Source organism: Nonomuraea sp. NPDC048892 (assembly GCF_040649735.1).
GTDB lineage: Bacteria > Actinomycetota > Actinomycetes > Streptosporangiales > Streptosporangiaceae > Nonomuraea > Nonomuraea maheshkhaliensis.
The window spans coordinates 69458-86249 of record NZ_JBEZFZ010000024.1 but is presented as its reverse complement, the minus strand read 5'-3'; the positions used below and the strand labels follow the sequence as shown (position 1 = coordinate 86249).

21 protein-coding genes are annotated in these 16792 nt (G+C 68.6%); 2 read left to right on the top strand and 19 right to left on the bottom strand.

From position 1 onward, the window contains the following. Window positions 1-322 precede the first annotated feature (322 nt). Both AB0C28_RS44590 and AB0C28_RS44585 read left to right on the top strand, forming a co-directional pair. Window positions 323-1795: a hypothetical protein gene (locus AB0C28_RS44590; protein ID WP_357862528.1), complete on the top strand. Its 1473-nt coding sequence runs from the start codon at window positions 323-325 to the stop codon at window positions 1793-1795. A gap of 1188 nt (window positions 1796-2983) precedes the next feature. Then, a complete protein-coding gene (locus tag AB0C28_RS44585) occupies window positions 2984-4858 on the top strand; it encodes a hypothetical protein (RefSeq protein WP_358081929.1) in 1875 nt (624 codons plus the stop codon). Window positions 4859-4893: 35 nt separating this feature from the next. Here AB0C28_RS44585 and truA read toward each other — a convergent pair whose 3' ends face one another. The 19 genes from truA to rpsH all read right to left on the bottom strand — a co-directional run bounded on the left by truA (window position 4894) and on the right by rpsH (window position 16776). Then, entirely contained in the window at window positions 4894-5760 is an 867-nt protein-coding gene (gene truA / locus AB0C28_RS44580; protein WP_358081926.1) for a tRNA pseudouridine(38-40) synthase TruA, read from the bottom strand. 91 nt (window positions 5761-5851) lie between these two features. Then, complete coding sequence (gene rplQ / locus AB0C28_RS44575) at window positions 5852-6406, bottom strand: 50S ribosomal protein L17 (RefSeq protein ID WP_358081923.1); 555 nt, start codon at window positions 6404-6406, stop codon at window positions 5852-5854. A 90-nt stretch (window positions 6407-6496) separates the two neighbouring features. Next, window positions 6497-7513, bottom strand: coding sequence for a DNA-directed RNA polymerase subunit alpha (locus AB0C28_RS44570; protein ID WP_103960866.1), 1017 nt, complete (start codon window positions 7511-7513; stop codon window positions 6497-6499). 97 nt (window positions 7514-7610) lie between these two features. Then, window positions 7611-8237, bottom strand: coding sequence for a 30S ribosomal protein S4 (gene rpsD, locus AB0C28_RS44565; protein ID WP_326631022.1), 627 nt, complete (start codon window positions 8235-8237; stop codon window positions 7611-7613). 23 nt (window positions 8238-8260) lie between these two features. After that, entirely contained in the window at window positions 8261-8665 is a 405-nt protein-coding gene (gene rpsK / locus AB0C28_RS44560; protein WP_020542285.1) for a 30S ribosomal protein S11, read from the bottom strand. 45 nt (window positions 8666-8710) lie between these two features. Beyond that, window positions 8711-9091 (bottom strand): 30S ribosomal protein S13, encoded by a 381-nt coding sequence (gene rpsM / locus AB0C28_RS44555; protein WP_106236112.1) that lies wholly within the window; start codon window positions 9089-9091, stop codon window positions 8711-8713. A 223-nt stretch (window positions 9092-9314) separates the two neighbouring features. Continuing rightward, window positions 9315-9428, bottom strand: coding sequence for a 50S ribosomal protein L36 (rpmJ, locus tag AB0C28_RS44550; RefSeq protein WP_003956441.1), 114 nt, complete (start codon window positions 9426-9428; stop codon window positions 9315-9317). Between the two features lie 22 nt (window positions 9429-9450). Then, complete coding sequence (gene infA, locus AB0C28_RS44545) at window positions 9451-9672, bottom strand: translation initiation factor IF-1 (protein WP_012887858.1); 222 nt, start codon at window positions 9670-9672, stop codon at window positions 9451-9453. Window positions 9673-9970: 298 nt separating this feature from the next. Then, window positions 9971-10399, bottom strand: coding sequence for a hypothetical protein (locus AB0C28_RS44540; RefSeq protein WP_357862536.1), 429 nt, complete (start codon window positions 10397-10399; stop codon window positions 9971-9973). 199 nt (window positions 10400-10598) lie between these two features. After that, window positions 10599-11036: a DUF1707 domain-containing protein gene (locus AB0C28_RS44535; RefSeq protein WP_357862538.1), complete on the bottom strand. Its 438-nt coding sequence runs from the start codon at window positions 11034-11036 to the stop codon at window positions 10599-10601. 15 nt (window positions 11037-11051) lie between these two features. Further along, window positions 11052-11861: a type I methionyl aminopeptidase gene (gene map, locus AB0C28_RS44530; protein WP_357862540.1), complete on the bottom strand. Its 810-nt coding sequence runs from the start codon at window positions 11859-11861 to the stop codon at window positions 11052-11054. Between the two features lie 113 nt (window positions 11862-11974). Next, a complete protein-coding gene (locus AB0C28_RS44525; RefSeq protein WP_106236107.1) occupies window positions 11975-12625 on the bottom strand; it encodes an adenylate kinase in 651 nt (216 codons plus the stop codon). Beyond that, window positions 12625-13929: a preprotein translocase subunit SecY gene (gene secY / locus AB0C28_RS44520; RefSeq protein ID WP_357862542.1), complete on the bottom strand. Its 1305-nt coding sequence runs from the start codon at window positions 13927-13929 to the stop codon at window positions 12625-12627. Before secY ends, AB0C28_RS44525 begins: the two co-directional genes overlap by 1 nt. A gap of 170 nt (window positions 13930-14099) precedes the next feature. Next, a complete protein-coding gene (rplO, locus tag AB0C28_RS44515) occupies window positions 14100-14567 on the bottom strand; it encodes a 50S ribosomal protein L15 (RefSeq protein WP_106253388.1) in 468 nt (155 codons plus the stop codon). A 1-nt stretch (window position 14568) separates the two neighbouring features. Continuing rightward, on the bottom strand, window positions 14569-14751 hold the full coding sequence (gene rpmD, locus AB0C28_RS44510) for a 50S ribosomal protein L30 (RefSeq protein WP_080043226.1): 183 nt from the start codon (window positions 14749-14751) through the stop codon (window positions 14569-14571). 2 nt (window positions 14752-14753) lie between these two features. Then, the gene (rpsE, locus tag AB0C28_RS44505) at window positions 14754-15383 is read right to left on the bottom strand and encodes a 30S ribosomal protein S5 (RefSeq protein ID WP_106253389.1); all 630 of its coding nucleotides are present in this window, start codon (window positions 15381-15383) and stop codon (window positions 14754-14756) included. Between the two features lie 49 nt (window positions 15384-15432). Further along, entirely contained in the window at window positions 15433-15816 is a 384-nt protein-coding gene (gene rplR, locus AB0C28_RS44500; protein ID WP_357862544.1) for a 50S ribosomal protein L18, read from the bottom strand. 2 nt (window positions 15817-15818) lie between these two features. After that, the gene (rplF, locus tag AB0C28_RS44495) at window positions 15819-16361 is read right to left on the bottom strand and encodes a 50S ribosomal protein L6 (protein ID WP_357862546.1); all 543 of its coding nucleotides are present in this window, start codon (window positions 16359-16361) and stop codon (window positions 15819-15821) included. Window positions 16362-16377: 16 nt separating this feature from the next. Further along, the gene (gene rpsH, locus AB0C28_RS44490; protein ID WP_106253393.1) at window positions 16378-16776 is read right to left on the bottom strand and encodes a 30S ribosomal protein S8; all 399 of its coding nucleotides are present in this window, start codon (window positions 16774-16776) and stop codon (window positions 16378-16380) included. Window positions 16777-16792: the final 16 nt, after the last annotated feature.

Below are 16792 nucleotides of genomic sequence, written 5' to 3'. Positions count from 1 at the left end.
GGAACGCGAGAACGGCACGGGCGATGCCCCCTTCGCCCCTTTCGGCCCCGGCCCCGCCGGTGGCGCCCCCTACGGAATGGGAGGCGCGCCCCGAGGCGGCGCGCCCGCGGGCGGCGCGCACGCGGCTGCCGGAGCTTCGGGTGGCAGGCCCCTGAACAGCGACCCCTTCGACAGCGGACCCCCGAACGGCGGATCTCGCAACGGCGGCGCCCATGGCGCGCCCGCGAACGGCGGTCCCAACGGTGGCGGACCCGCGAACGGCGGCCTCATCGGTGACTTCAACGGCGGTTCCAGCGGTGGCGGGCCCACGAGTGGCGCCTTCATGACCAGCGGCCCGGCGGGCGGCGGTCCCGGAGGCGGCGGCCCCGGTGGTGGCCTTGGCGGCGGCCCCGGTGGTGGCCTTGGCGGCGGCCCCGGTGGCGGTCTTGGCGGCGGCCCCGGCGGGCCTGTTGGCGCCTCTGGCGGCCCCGGCGGTGGCTCTGGCGCCGGCCCCAGCGGCGGCCCTGGTGGCGGCGGCCCGTCCGAGGGCCTTCCCAGCCGTGGCAAGCGCGCACGTGGCGGCCCCTCCGGCGGCTCGCACGGCGCGGGAGGCCCCGGCGGTCCTGGCGGCCCCGGCGGGGGCGACCCCGCGGGCGGCTTCTTCGGCGGCGGTCCCGCAGGGGGCGGCCGTCCGGGAGACGACCGGCCGGGCGGAGACCAGCCAGGTGGCGGCCGTTCCGGTGGAGGGCCTTCCGGCGGAGGCCGTTCCGGTGGACGCCGGGCCGGAGGCAGCCCGTTCGGCGGCGGTTCCTTCGGCGGCGGCGACCCGTTCGGCGGCGACAGCGGCGCGTTCGGCGTCAACCCCGGCCCAGGCGGTCCTGGCGGGCCAGGCGGTCCCGGCGGCGCGAACCCCGACTCCGGCGCGCCGGACGACGACAAGTCCGCGACCGGCAAGGGCCGCCGTTCCCGCAGGGGCAAGGCGGACAAGGGCGACAAGGACCCCGCCAAGGCCAAGGACACGTCCAAGAAGAAAGACGACGCCGGCGACGACACCACGTGGGTGCCGCAGAGCAAGGTGGGCTGGAGCCCGTACGACGAAGGGCAGCGCTCCCGCGCCCCGCTGTGGTTCGCGATCGGCGGAGTGCTGGTGCTCGGCCTGCTCGGCGGCGGCCTGACCCTGATGTGGAACGCAGACGGCCCCGTGACGGCCGAGACCGCCGCCACCCGCCAGACCTCGGCGCCGCTGCCGTCGGTCCCGGCCGGCAAGTACGGCTTCGCGGCCGCGCGCACCACCGACCCTGACGCGATCACGGTCAAGGAGGTCTTCGGCAAGAGGAAGAAGATCACGATCTCGGGCCGCAGCTACGAGATGACGATCACCAGCAAGGACAAGAAGTGCACCGACGGCGCTCTGGGCGACACACTCCAGAAGGCGCTCAAGTCCGCCAAGTGCACCCAGTTCGTCCGCGCGAGCTTCCGCGACAAGTCCGCCACGGTGATCGGCACGGTCGGGGTGGCCAACCTCAAGACGAGCAAGCTGGCGATCAAGGTGGCCAAGGCCGGCGACACCAAGAACTACGTCAAGCCGCTCGCGGGCAAGGACACCGTCACGAAGTTCCTCGGCTCGGGCAGCGGCGGCGCGAAGATCTCGACGTACGGCCACTACGCGATCCTGTTCTGGTTCCAGAACAAGGACGGCACGAAGCCCGACGCGAAGGGGACGAAGCGGATCGCGCAGGCCATCAACGACATCAGCAAGGCCACCGTCTTCCAGGCCCTCGACAACCGGGCACTGACCGGAAGCCGGGCGAGCTGATCGGCATTGTGGGGCATAAGCGCCGGTAGAGGACTCGTGTTGCTGCTGGGAACATCCATACCGACATAACGATCTCGCTACTCTCGCTAGGCTCCAGCTATGCGTGGCCAGGAACCCGGGTCTGAGCACGATCACAGGGAAGCCGAACGCTCGGCCGCACCGGTGACGCCACCGCCGAGCTTCGGCCAGACCAACGGGCGAGACGTTCCACCGGCGTCCCCTTCGACCGACCCCTCAACCGACCCCGCGATCGACCCCCGGACCGGCGCTCCGACCGACGCCGCACCCGGCGCCCGGTCCGCACCAGGGACCGACACCGCGTCCGGCGCGCCAGGCGCCTCCTCAACCGGCACCTCGGATGGCTCCCCGGCCGACGCCGAGGCGTCTCCGGTCGTCTCCGCCTTCCAGGGTTCGCCGGGAGGTCCTGAGGGGCCGTCCGGTGTCGCTCAGCCGTGGGAAGTGCCAGACGACGACGCCTCCCCGTACGACTGGTACGCCGACCCCACCGACCCCGACCTCGCAACCCAGGAGCCCTCCGGCGGCCCGCGCCCCGGCCACCAGCCGCACGCACAGTCCGCGCCCGGCCCCGCCTTCGGCCAGCCCGCCACCGACCCTTCCTGGCCGCACCACACCCAGCCCGGCTCCGGCCAACCATGGCCAGCACCACACCACCCCGGAGCCGAAACCGCCCAGCCGTGGTCACCGCCCCCAGCCCAAGCGGGGACGGACCAGCCGTGGTCGCCGCCCCACGCTCAGGCCGGGGCTGACCAACCATGGCCGGCGCCGCACGAGCCCCAGGCCGAAGCCGGGCAGCCGTGGTCGCCATCCCCAGGCCAGCCGCCCCCAGGCCAAACGGGGACCGACCAACCGTGGTCGCCGCCCCACCCCCCATCCGGGGCCGAGCAACCGTGGCAGGCACCGCACCACCCCGGAGCTGAGACCGGGCAGCCCTGGGCAACCGCCCCCCACGCGCAACCCGACGCCAACCAACCATGGCCGCCCTCGCACCACCCCCAGGCCGGGAGTGACCAGATCCGGCCCGGGCGGATCCATGAGGTGCGGCCGTGGGACGCCGCCGGGGCGGATCCCGGTGGGCATCCCGGCGATCCCAGTGGGCGACCCGGCGATCCCGGTAGGCAGCTCGGCGATCCCGGCGGACAGCCTGGCGCCTGGCCGGTGGAGCCCGTCGTGCCCGGTGCGCCGCCCTGGGAGCCGCCTCCCGCCTTCACCGCCGCCGCGGCGGGCATGCCGGTGTGGCCCGCGCCGCTCTCCGACCCGCACGCCATGCCTCCCTGGCCGGCCGCCACGGGCGAGCTGGTGGCCGAGCCCGACTCCGACGAGCCGAGCCCGCTGGCCGCGCCCTTCGACGCGAGCGCCACCCAGCCGGACGGCCTCACCCACCCGGCCCACTACTTCGATCCAGACGCCACGCAACGGGACGCGATCCACCACCTCCACGCGGACGACACGCCTCCCGACGGCATGCCCGCCCAGGATCGGCAGCTCCAGGACCCACCAACCCACACCGCCCCTGGCGGGCACGCCCCAGAGCCGGCACACACCGCTCCCGGCGGGCACGCCCCAGAGTCGGCGCACGCCGAGCAGGACTCCGGCCGCCCCGACGGCTTCGCGGGCCCCGGTGGCCCTGAGCCCACCGCCACAGTGCCAGGTGGCCTCCGCCCCGGCAGCCCCGAACCTGCCGACACGGTGCCCGGCGGCCTCCGACCCAGCGGCCCCGAGCCCACCGGCACCGCACCCGGCGACACGGTGCCCGGCGGTCTCCGCCCCGGCGTCACCGCCCCCGGGCGCGCGACCTCCGAGGACGCCCACCCCGGCGACTCCCAGACCACCGACCCACATTCCTTCCACAACCAGACACCCGGCCAGGGTGCGAGCCAAGGAGCCGGTCAAGGCCCGGGCGAAGGAACGAGCCAAGGTCCCAGTCAGGGACCCGGCCAAGGGCAGCAAGGGCCCGGCTCGAAGCCGTCCGAACTCCCCTACCTCCCCGCCCCCATCGCCTCCACCCGCGACCCCTCCGCCAAACCAGCCCACTACTTCGACCCGAACGCGGCCAAGACGGAGGCCGCCGGCCAGAATCCGCCCTTCGGCCCCAACTCCACCAACCCATCCGTCCGCCCCCCGGAGCCAGGCGACGTACCCGTCTGGCCCCCCAATCCCCCGACCGGTGACAAACTGCCCGAGCTCCCGTTCTCGAGAGACACCTGGGGCCACAAGCCCTCGACCTCTTTCGACGTCCCCAAGCCCCCAGCGGGCGGCCCCGCGTTCCCGCCAGGAGCGTTCAAGCAGCCCCCGTTCCAGACCCCGCCCCCACCACCTCCCCCGCCCAGGAGCAAACGGGCGCTGCTCATCACGCTCGGCGCGCTGGCCCTGGCCGGCGTGGCGACGGGCGGGTTCTTCGCCGTCCAGGCGATGAACTCCGCCGCGCCGCCACCGGTGGCCGCCTCGCCCGCGCCGGCGAGCCCGAGTGTCGCCGAGGAGTCGGCGGCCCCGCCGGCCGACCTGGCCGGCACGTCGGTGCTCGACTCCGAGGAGAGCGATCCGCAGAAGCTGTCGCTGTCGGAGGCGTTCCCGAAGAAGAAGGTGAGTGCGGCGGGCACGACGTTCACCAGGGTCAAGGCCCACATGGAGACGACCTGCGACAAGGCCGCGACCGGCGCCTTCGCCGACGCGCTGAAAGAGCAGAAGTGCAGCCGCGTGCTCAGGGCGACGTACGTCGACAGCAAGCGCCGCTACGCCGTCACCACGGGCTTGGCCGTCCTGCCGGACAAGAACGCCGCCACCACCGCGGACCAGGCGAAGGACCTGTCGAACAACATCTGGTTCCGCCCGCTGCCCGGCGCGTCCGGATCGGGCGGCGAGCGCGTGCACATCGCCGGCGGTTACGCGGCGGGCCTGGTCTGGGGCCGCTACATCGTGTTCAGCTACGCCACCTACGCCGACGGCCACACGCCGACGGCCAAGGAGAAGACGCTGCCGAAGGTCAGCGGCGCGTTCAGGGACCAGATCTCACTCGTCCTGGAACGCCGCATCACCAAGGGCTGAACCCCGGCCAGGAGCCACCTGGCTCCGATCGGGACCTACTCGGCCGGAGGCTGCTCGGGCACCGTCCGGACCCGTCGCGTCGCCACCGCGCGCGCGGCGAGTTCGGACGGCGCCGGATAGCCCACCTCTTCCAGGCAGAGCCCATGCGCCGGCGCCACATGCACCCCCGAATCGCGCACCCCCCGCCGCAGCACCTCACCAGGCCACTCCACCGGCCGCCGCCCGTCCCCGGCCGCCAGCAGCGACCCGACCAGCGCACGCACCATGGAGTGGCAGAAGGCGTCGGCGACGACGGTGGCGACCAGCACCCCGTCCGGTCCCCGCACCCAGTCCAGCCGCTGCAGCTCCCTGATCGTGGTGGCGCCTTCGCGCTTCTTGCAGAACGCGGCGAAGTCGTGCTCGCCGAGCAGCCGCGCGGCGGCGTCGTTGAGCGCGCCGAGGTCCAGAGGCCGGTTGTGCCAGACGATCTCCCAGCGGCGCAGCGGGTCGACGCCTCCCGGCGCGTCACTCACGCGGTACGCGTACCGCCGGAACATCGCCGAGAACCGTGCGTCAAAGCCCTCAGGAGCCACGGAGACCCGATATATCCGTACATCTGGCTCCAGGACACCACCGAGCCGTCTCACGAGCGCAGAGAGCCGCTCATCGATGCCCAGCGGCCCCCGGTTCCCGTCGAGCTCCCCCAGCCGCTCCTCCGGCACGTCCACGTGAGCCACCTGCCCCCGCGCGTGCACCCCCGCGTCGGTCCGCCCGGCCACGGTCAGCATGGCAGGCTCGCCGAGGCGCAGGATCCGTCCGAGCGCCTGCTCGATCTCCCCCTGAACCGTACGCAGCCCCGGCTGCCTGGCCCAGCCGGAGAAGCCGGTCCCGTCGTACGCGAGGTCGAGGCGGAGCCGTACCACGATGTTCCCTCCCGGGGATGAGAAAACGGGCCCGGACCCCCGTCAGGGGATCCGGGCCCGTCTCAGCCGTTCTGAACCTCAGGCCTGAAGATCAGGCCTCGTCCTTCTTCGCCTCGGCGGCCGGGGCCTCCTCGGCGGCGGCCTCCGGAGCCTCGGCGGTCTCGGCCTTGGCCTCAGCCTCGGCAGGGGCCTCGGTCTCCGCGGGAGTCTCGGTCTCCTCGGCGGCCGGAGCCGCAGGGGCGGCCGCGGCGGCGGGAGCCTCGGTGGCGCGGGTCGTGACGCCGCCCAGCGGCTCGCTCACCAGCTCGATGATCGCCATCGGGGCGTTGTCGCCCTTACGCGCACCGATCTTGGTGATGCGGGTGTAGCCGCCGGGACGCTCGGCGAACGTCGTCGCGATCTCGGTGAAGAGGTGGTGGACCACGCCCTTGTCCCGAACGACGGTCAGGACCTGGCGACGGTTGTGGATGTCGCCCTTCTTCGCCTTGGTGATCAGGCGCTCCGCGACGGGACGCAGGCGCTTGGCCTTGGCCACCGTCGTGCGGATCCGGCCGTGGCGGAACAGATCGGTGGCGAGGTTCGCCAGGATCAGCCGCTCGTGCGCCGGGCTTCCGCCAAGACGCGCACCCTTGGTGGGCTTGGGCATGTCATCTCTCCTTGGGGTTCACCCGCCCCGGCCGTGCCAGGTACCGGGGTCGGGCCGCCAGGCCCCCGGCGGGGGCCCGCGCTATCTGGATCAGTACTGCTCGGTCTCGACGTACGCGCTGTCGTCGTCGTCGTAGCCGCCGCCGGCCACCGCGCTCGGGTCGAACCCGGGCGGGGAGTCCTTGAGCGCCAGCGACATCTCGTGCAGCTTCTGCTTGACCTCTTCGATCGACTTGGCGCCGAAATTCCTTATGTCGAGAAGGTCCTGCTCGCTGCGGGCGACGAGCTCACCCACGGTGTGGATGCCCTCGCGCTTGAGGCAGTTGTAGGAGCGAACGGTCAGGTTCAGCTCCTCGATCGGCAGCGCCAGGTCGGCCGCCAGGGCGGCGTCGGTCGGCGACGGGCCGATGTCGATGCCCTCGGCCTCGACGTTGAGCTCGCGGGCCAGGCCGAAGAGCTCGACGAGGGTCTTGCCGGCGGAGGCCACCGCGTCGCGGGGCTTCATCGCGGGCTTGGTCTCGACGTCGAGGATGAGCCGGTCGAAGTCGGTACGCTGCTCGACTCGGGTCGCCTCGACCTTGTAGGTGACCTTGAGCACCGGGGAGTAGATCGAGTCGATCGGAATCCGGCCGATCTCCTGGCCCGGCTGCTTGTTCTGAGCGGCGGAGACGTAGCCGCGACCGCGCTCGACGGTCAGCTCCATCTCCAGCTTCGCCTTGCCGTTGAGCGTGGCGATGCGCAGCTCGGGGTTGTGCACCTCGACACCGGCCGGAGGCGCGATGTCGGCGGCGGTGACCTCACCCGGGCCCTGCTTGCGCAGGTACATCACGACCGGCTCGTCGTGCTCGGAGGAGACGACCAGTTCCTTGAGGTTGAGGATGATGTCGGTGACGTCTTCCTTGACCCCGGGAACGGTCGAGAACTCGTGCAGCACGCCCTCGATGCGAATGCTCGTCACGGCCGCGCCCGGAATGGACGACAGCAGCGTGCGGCGCAGCGAGTTGCCGATGGTGTAGCCGAAGCCCGGCTCCAGCGGCTCGATGACGAATCGGGACCGGGTGTCGTCGATCGACTCTTCGAGGAGAGTCGGGCGCTGAGCGATCAGCATGTGTGGGTTCTCCCCTTTTTCGTGTGGCGACCGCTATATGACGCCACTCCGATGAAAAGCATAGTTGAGGCACGGAAATCCGTGCCTCAACCACCACTCACTTCGAGTAGTACTCGACGATGAGCTGCTCCTGAACCTGGGTGTCGATCTGCTGGCGAACCGGCAGCTGGTGCACCAGGACGCGGAGCTTGTCCGGCACGACGCCGAGCCACGCGGGAACCGTGCGCTCGCCGGCGGTGGCGCGGGCCACCTCGTACGGCAGCAGGTTGCGCTTGCTCTCGCGGACCTCGATGATGTCGTGCTCGCGAACGCGGTAGGACGGGATGTCGACCTTCTTGCCGTTCACCACGATGTGCCCGTGACGGACCTGCTGGCGAGCGGCGTCGCGCGACTGCGCGAACCCGGCGCGGTAGACGACGTTGTCGAGACGGCTCTCCAGGATCTGGAGCAGCACCTCACCCGACTTGCCGCTCTTGCCCGCGGCCTCCTCGTAGTAGTTGTGGAACTGCTTCTCGAGGACGCCGTAGATGCGGCGGGTCTTCTGCTTCTCACGAAGCTGAAGCTGGTACTCGGTGTCCTTCGGACGACCGCGGCCGTGCTCACCCGGGGGGTAAGGACGGATTTCGATGGGGCACTTGGCGGACTCGCACTTGCTGCCCTTGAGGAAGAGCTTGGTCTTCTCGCGACGGCAGAGCTTGCAGTCCGCGCCCGTGTAACGAGCCATTTCTCACTATCTCCTGGGCTGAGTCAGACGCGGCGGCGCTTCGGCGGCCGGCAACCGTTGTGCGGAACCGGGGTGACGTCCTGGATCGAACCCACCTCCAGGCCGGTGGCCTGCAGCGAGCGGATCGCGGTCTCACGGCCGGAGCCGGGACCCTTCACGAAGACGTCGACCTTACGCATGCCGTGCTCCATGGCCCGGCGGGCGGCGTTCTCGGCGGCCATCTGCGCGGCGAACGGGGTGGACTTACGGGAGCCCTTGAAACCCACGTGGCCGGCGCTGGCCCAGGAGATCACGTTCCCGTTGGGGTCGGTGATCGAGACGATCGTGTTGTTGAACGTGCTCTTGATGTGGGCGTGCCCGTGAGCGACGTTCTTCTTTTCCTTGCGGCGCACCTTCTTCGGCGCACCCTGGCGGCTCTTAGGAGGCATCCTTGGCCTTCACTCCTGAGGTCTTCGGTCCTGCGGCTGCGAGGACTACTTCTTACCGGGCTTCTTCTTGCCGGCGACGGTCTTCTTCTTGCCCTTACGGGTGCGCGCGTTCGTCTGGGTGCGCTGACCGTGGACGGGCAGACCCTTGCGGTGCCTGATGCCCTGGTAGCAACCGATTTCGATCTTGCGACGGATGTCGGCCTGGACCTCGCGGCGCAGGTCACCCTCGATCTTGTAGTTCGCCTCGATGTAGTCACGCATCGGGACGAGCTCGGTGTCGGAGAGCTGGTGCACACGAAGGTCGCCGCTCACGCCGGTGGCCTGGAGGATCTCCAGGGCGCGGGTGCGGCCGATTCCGTAGATGTAGGTGAGAGCGATCTCCAGCCGCTTGTCGCGGGGGAGGTCGACGCCAACCAGGCGAGCCATGGTCGGGCATTCTCCTTCTTTGTGGCGGAGGTCTTGCGCCGCACTACCCCTCCCCAATGCCCGGGGTGAGGGCCCCGGCCTCCGACCGGGGGTCTCCTGAACGGTTCGGACGCCCGACGTGGAGCGGCCGCCTGTTCAGGTGTGTGACGCGACTACTGATGCAGGCTCCTCATACGTCGAGCCCGCACCCTGCCGGGGCGGACTCGGAGAGGCCTTGCGGCGACTAACCCTGACGCTGCTTGTGGCGCAGGTTGTCGCAGATCACCATGACGCGACCGTGCCGGCGGATCACCTTGCACTTGTCGCAGATCTTCTTGACGCTCGGCTTTACCTTCATTGTCCTTTGTTCCTCAGACGTCTTACTTGTATCGGTAGACGATCCGCCCACGACTGAGGTCGTAGGGGCTCAGTTCAACGACTACCCGGTCGTCGGGAAGAATCCGGATGTAGTGCATCCGCATACGTCCGCTGATGTGGGCCAGGACTTTGTGGCCGTTGTCGAGCTGCACCCGGAACATGGCGTTCGGGAGCGATTCGACCACAGTGCCCTCGATCTCGATGGCGCCGTCTTTCTTGGCCAAAATTCCTCGCGTTTCACTGATCGGTCGTCTGAGGCTCCGGTTCACTACGCAGCCGCGACCTCCACGCTTCGAAGAGAGCGACGGCCGACGAGGGCCGCCGACGCGTGGAAAGTCATAGTGAGCCGACTAAGGAGTGTACGACACCTGAGCCAAAAACGCGAAACGCGTGCCAGGTGTCCTGACACAACCATGTAAGAGTCTACCCCACGTGGCGAATCCTCAGGACACACGACGCGAGGCCCGCCGGCGTCATGCCCGGCGGGCCTCGATCTGCCCCTCTCTGATGCGAGGAGGACATTTAGTAGATGCGGTGCGAGGGGCCGCAGTACTTGGACTTCCCGCCCCAGCAGGTGTAGGTGTATATCTTCTTGATCCCCTTGCCGGACCAGGTCGCGTCGTACGAGCCGTTCCACCGGTGGGAGAACTTGTACCACTTGCCGCCGGCGTAGTACTTGAACCAGACGTAGCCGTACTTGGGCGAGTACTCCTTGCCGTACCAGTGGGTGTAGACCTTGCCGCCGTACTTGTAGGTCTTGCCGTAGGTGTAGGCCTTGTGGTTGCTGGAGTAGTACTTGCCCCAGCTGCCCTGCGAGCCGGCGATGGCGGTGGCGGTGCTGCTGACCGTGCTGGCGGCCGTGCTGGTGGCGGCCTGCGCGGCGGGGGCCGCGGCGAGACCGGCGATGGTGACGGAGCCGGCGATGGCGGCGGCCGCAAGGATCTTTCGCATGGGATGTCCTCCGTGAGTCGTGCTGTTCGACACACCTCACGGTAGGAATCCCGGCGGATCCGGACTGCGCACGAATGCACAGAGTGCACAACAGCACAGAACCCGCCGGAGCCGGCAGAGCCGTCGCAGCTGCTAGAGCTATCAGAGCCGTCGTCGCAGCCGGCAGAGCTGTCGCAGCCGCCGGAGCCCGCCGAGCGGACTAAGCGTGCTTCTTGTTCCCGTCGCCGGCGCCGCCGAAGACGGTGCTGATCAGTAGGATCACGCCCCACGGCCCCATCACCCACAGCGGCCACGGATAGATCGGGTGGCCGCTCGTCAGGCTCACGATCAGCCAGACCGTCCAGTTGATGCCGGCCACCGCCGCCCACGCGCTCCAGGCGGCCTTCATGCCGGGGTGCATCCCGCGCCGCTCGGGCGCCGGGGGCGTGGCCTTGGCCGGCAGGCGACGCATGTCGACGTCCGGCAGGTCCGACGTCAGCTTGGCCAGCTCACCGTAGGTCTTGCTCTTGTAGAGCGACTCCAGCCGCTCGTTGAACTCGTCCATGGTGATGCGGCCCTGCGCGGTGTGCTCGCGGAGGATGGCGGCGACCCGGTCACGGTCGGCGTCGGAGGCACGCATCTCGGGACTGTTCGCCATCCCACCACTCCCGGGCTAGTTCTGCAGTTGAGCGAGGCGCTCTTCGCCCCCATCTAGTGCGGTAAGCACCCAAGGTCCATTATGTGTCACCGCGACGCTGTGTTCGAAGTGTGCGGAGGACTTCCCGTCGACCGTCACCACGGTCCAGTCGTCGGCCAGGACGCGGGTGCGCTCGGTGCCCAGGTTGACCATGGGCTCGATGGCCAGGCACATGCCCTCTTCGAGCGCCGGGCCCCGGCCCGGCTTGCCGTGGTTGGCGATCCACGGGTCCATGTGCATCTCGGTGCCGATGCCGTGGCCGCCGTATTCAGGCGGGATGCCGAAGCGGCCCTGGGACTTGACGTAGCGCTCGATCTCGTAGCCGATGTCCGACAGGTGGCGGCCGGGCTTGAGCGCGGCGATGCCGCGCCACATGGCCTCCTCCGTGATCCGCATCAGCTCGGTCAGCTTGGGGTCCACCTCGCCCACCGGGACCGTGACGGCGGAGTCGCCGTGCCAGCCCTCCAGGATCGCGCCGCAGTCGATCGAGATGATGTCGCCCTCACGCAGCTTGCGTACGGCGGTCGGGATGCCGTGCACGACCTCGTCGTTGACCGACGCGCAGATCGTGGCGGGAAAGCCCTGGTAGCCCTTGAACGACGGGATCGCGCCCTCGTCCCTGATCGCCTTCTCGGCGATCACGTCGAGGTCCAGCGGCGTCATCCCGGGCTCGACCGAGCGCCGCAGCAGGTCGAGCGTGCGCCCGACCACCAGCCCCGCCGCGCGCATCTTCTCCAGCTGCTCCGGCGACTTGATCTGGATGCCGTGTCTGTTGCGTTTGAACATCTCTTGCCCCCCTGGGTCTCAACGGGCCACGGTGGGGGCCCAATTCCCCCCACAATAGCCGCGAGGTGGCACGGAAACCCGTGCCACCTCCGCGAATCAGTCGGATGAAGCGCTCAGCCCATGAACGGCCGGATCGCGTCCATGGCCCGCTGTGTGACCTCCTCGACCGGACCGGTCGCGTCGACGCCCACCAGGATGCCCTCGTCGGCGTAGTAGGAGACCAGCGGCGCCGTCTGCTCCTGGTAGACCTCCAGGCGGTGCCTGACGGTCTCCTCCTTGTCGTCGTCACGCTGGAACAGCGCGCCCCCGCACGCGTCACACCTGTCGTCCTTCTTGTCGTCGAACTCGACGTGCCAGATGCGGCCGCACTGGCTGCAGGTGCGCCTGCCGGCCAGCCGCCTGACCACCTCGTCGTCGTCCACGACGAGCTCGAGCACGAGGTCGAGCGCCTGGCCCCAGTCCTTGAGCATGTCGCGCAGGATCTCCGCCTGCGCGACGTTCCTCGGGAAGCCGTCGAGCAGGAAGCCGTCCTGCGCGTCGTCCTCGGACAGACGGTCACGGACCATGGCGATGGTGACCTCGTCGGGCACCAGGTCACCACGGTCCATGAACGTCTTGGCCAGCTTGCCGAGATCCGTGCCGCCCGAGACGTTGGCACGGAAGATGTCACCTGTCGAGATTTTCGGGATGGACAGGTTCGATGCGATGTACTGGGCCTGTGTCCCCTTACCCGCTCCGGGGGGCCCGACCAAGACGAGACGCACTACCGCAGGAAACCTTCGTAGTTACGCTGCTGCAGCTGGCTCTCGATCTGCTTCACCGTGTCAAGGCCGACGCCTACCATGATCAGAATGCTCGTCCCTCCGAACGGGAAGTTCTGGCTCGCACCGGCCACCGCCAGCGCGACGATCGGGACCATGGAGATGAGACCCAGATAGAGCGCGCCTGGCGCGGTCAGACGGGTGAGCACGAAGTTCAGGTATTCAGCCGTCGGACGGCCGGGGCGGATGCCCGGAATGAACCCACCGTACTTCTTCATGTTGTCGGCGACTTCAGTGGGGTTGAAGGTAATCGACACGTAGAAGTAGGTGAAGAAGATGATCAGCAGGAAGAACGTGGTCATGTAGATGGGCGTGTCGCCCGTGGCCAGGTTCTGCGAGATCCAGGTGATCACCACGTTGTCGCTGGTCGAGAACAGCGAGGTGATGAGCTGCGGCAGGTAGAGCAGCGAGGAGGCGAAGATGACGGGGATGATGCCCGCCTGGTTGACCTTCAGCGGGATGTAGGTGGAGGTGCCGCCGTACATCCTGCGGCCGACCATGCGCTTGGCGTACTGCACCGGGATGCGGCGCTGCGCCTGCTCGACGAAGACGACCGCGGCGATCATGAAGATGCCGACGATCATGACCACGGCGAAGGTGAACTTGTTCGCCTGGAAGATGTTGGCCAGCTCGGACGGGAAGACCGCCACGACCTGGGTGAAGATCAGGATGGACATGCCGTTGCCGACGCCCCGGTCGGTGATGAGCTCGCCGAGCCACATGATCACGGACGTGCCGGCGGTCATGATGACGACCATCGTCACGATCTGGAAGATGTTGTCGGGGTCGAGCAGGACGTCCTGCTGGCAGTTCGGGAAAAGCTGCCCGGTACGGGCCAGCGCGATGAAAGCCGTCGACTGGAGAATCGCGAGACCGATGGTCAGATAACGCGTATACTGCGTGATCTTCGTCTGGCCGGACTGGCCTTCCTTCTTCAGCGCCTCCAGCCGCGGGATCACCACGACGAGCAATTGCAGAATGATGCTCGCGGTGATGTACGGCATGATGCCCAGCGCGAACACCGACAGCTTCAGCAACGCGCCGCCGCTGAACAGCTGGACCATCCCGTAGATGTTGCCGGTTTCGCCACTACGGGCCTGGTCGAAACAGGCGGCGAGGTTTTGGACGTGGACTCCCGGGGTCGGCAGAACCGAGCCGAGACGGAAAAGCGCGATGATGCCCAGGGTGAAGAGCAACTTCTTGCGCAGGTCCGGTGTCCGGAACGCCCGGGTAAACGCGGTCAGCACGGTCCCTCCTGCGCGCCTTTACGGCGTTGTGAGTAAGCGATGGTGCGGGGATCTGCCATCTGAAGTCTCATGTCGAACGAGCCGGACAGAAGCCTGCCGTCTCGCGAACTCTAACGCACTACGGGCGTGGGGGCCCATTGTCAAAGCCCCCACGCCTCGTCATAGCGTTACTACAGCTCGGTAACGGAACCACCGGCGGCGGCGATCTTCTCCTTCGCGGCGGACGAGAAGGCGTGAGCCTGCACGTTCACCGCGACCGAGATGTCGCCGGTGCCGAGCACCTTCACGAGCTGGTTCTTGCGAACAGCACCCTTGGCGACCAGCGCCTCGACGGTGACCTCGCCACCCTCGGGGAACAGCTCACCGAGCCTGTCGAGGTTGACGACCTGGTAGGTCGTCTTGAACAGGGCGTTGGAGAAACCCTTGAGCTTCGGCAGACGCCTCTGCAGCGGCACCTGGCCACCCTCGAAACCGAGGGGGACCGTCGTGCGCGCGTGGCTGCCCTTGGTGCCACGGCCGGCGGTCTTGCCCTTCGACGCCTCGCCACGACCCTTGCGGATCTTGGCCTTGTTGGCGCCGGGAGCAGGACGCAGGTCGTGGATCTTGAGCGGAGCAGCGTTGTTGGAGCTGTCAGTCATGTCAGTCGACCTCTTCCACCTCGACGAGGTGCGTCACCACGGAGACCATGCCGCGAATCTCGGGCCGGTCCTCCTTGACGACGACGTCGCCGATTCGCTTCAGGCCAAGCGAACGAAGCGAGTCACGCTGGTTCTGCTTGCCACCGATCTTCGAGCGAACCTGAGTGATCTTCAGGCGTGCCATGACTAGCTCACCGCCTTGGCGGCCGCGGCCTCGGCGATGCCCTCGCGCTGAGCCTTGAGCATCCTGGCCGGAGCGACGTCCTCGATCGGCAGGCCACGCCGGGCGGCGATCTCCTCAGGGCGGGAAAGGCCCTTCAGAGCCGCCACGGTGGCGTGCACGATGTTGATCGGGTTGTCCGAGCCGAGCGACTTGGACAGCACATCGTGGATGCCCGCGCACTCCAGGACGGCGCGCACCGGGCCACCGGCGATGACGCCGGTACCGGCCGAGGCCGGACGCAGGAAGACGACGCCGGCCGCCTCCTCGCCCTGCACCGTGTGCGGGATCGTGCCCTGGATCCGAGGCACCTTGAAGAAGTGCTTCTTCGCCTCTTCGACGCCCTTGGCGATCGCCGCGGGGACTTCCTTGGCCTTGCCGTAACCGACGCCAACCAGGCCGTTGCCGTCACCGACGACGACGAGGGCGGTGAAGCTGAAGCGACGACCACCCTTCACGACCTTGGCCACGCGGTTGATCTTCACTACGCGCTCGATGTACGAGACGCCCTTGTCGGCGGCGCCACCGCGGCGATCGTCACGACGGTCACGCCGATCGCCACCGGTGCCGCCACCGCGACGCGGAGCTGCAGCCATCAGTGGTTCCTCTTCTCAGTTGCCATCATTTGCGATCCTCGGGCCCGCATCAGAACTCGAGCCCGCCCTCGCGAGCGCTGTCGGCCAGCGCCGCGATCCGACCTGCATACCGGTTGCCACCGCGGTCGAAGACGACCTTGGAGATCCCGGCTTCCTTGGCCCGCTGAGCGAGGAGCTCGCCGACCTTCTTCGCCTTCTCGGTCTTGTCCGCCTCCAGCGTGCGCAGCGAGGCGTCCATGGTGGACGCGCTCACCAGCGTGTGGCCGACGGAGTCGTCCACGATCTGGACGAATATGTGACGGGTCGAACGGTTGACGACCAGGCGCGGACGCTCTGCCGTACCGACGACGAACTTGCGGACGCGGCGGTGACGGCGGGCCCGCGAGACGGTGCGGGCAGCCGTGTGCTTGCTGAACGCAGTCTTCGGAGCCATGCCTACTTACCAGCCTTTCCGACCTTGCGGCGGATCTGTTCGCCCTGGTAACGCACGCCCTTGCCCTTGTACGGGTCAGGCTTGCGCAACTTGCGGATGTTGGCCGCGACCTCGCCGACCTTCTGCTTGTCGATGCCGTCCACGTGGAACAGGGTCGGCTTCTCGACGCGGAAGGTGACGCCCTCGGGGGCGTCGACGATGACCGGGTGACTGAAGCCCAGAGAGAACTCCAGCTGCGCCGGGCCCTTGGCCTGGACGCGGTAACCCACACCGACGATCTCAAGGCTCTTGGAGTAGCCCTGAGTGACGCCCTGCACCATGTTGGCGATCAGCGTCCGGGACAGGCCGTGCAGCGCACGGACCTTGTTCTCGTCGTTCGGCCGGGAGACGGCGATGGCGCCGTCGTCGTCGCGCGCGACCGTGATGGGCTCGGCGACCTTGTGAAGCAGCGTGCCCTTCGGGCCCTTGACTTGGACATCCTGGCCGGTGATCGTGATGTCTACGCCACTGGGCACAGGGATGGGCAGCCGTCCGATTCGCGACATGCTGTGTTCCTCCCCTCTACCAGACGTAGGCGAGGACTTCCCCGCCCACGCCACGCTTGCCGGCCTGCTTGTCGGTCATGAGACCGGCGGACGTCGAGATGATCGCGACGCCCAGCCCGCCCAGGACTCGAGGCAGGTTGTCCTTCTTCGCATAAACCCGCAGACCGGGCTTGGAAACCCGGCGCAGGCCCGCGAGCGAACGCTCACGGGTAGGCCCGAACTTGAGCTCCACCACGAGGTTCTTGCCAACCTTGGCGTCTTCGACGGTCCAAGCCTGGATGTAACCCTCTTGCTGGAGGATCTCGGCGATGTGCGCCTTGATCTTCGAGTACGGCATCGACACGCTCTCGTGGTACGCCGAGTTCGCGTTGCGCAGACGTGTGAGCATGTCTGCGATCGGGTCGGTCATCGTCATGGCCAGTGGCCTTCCT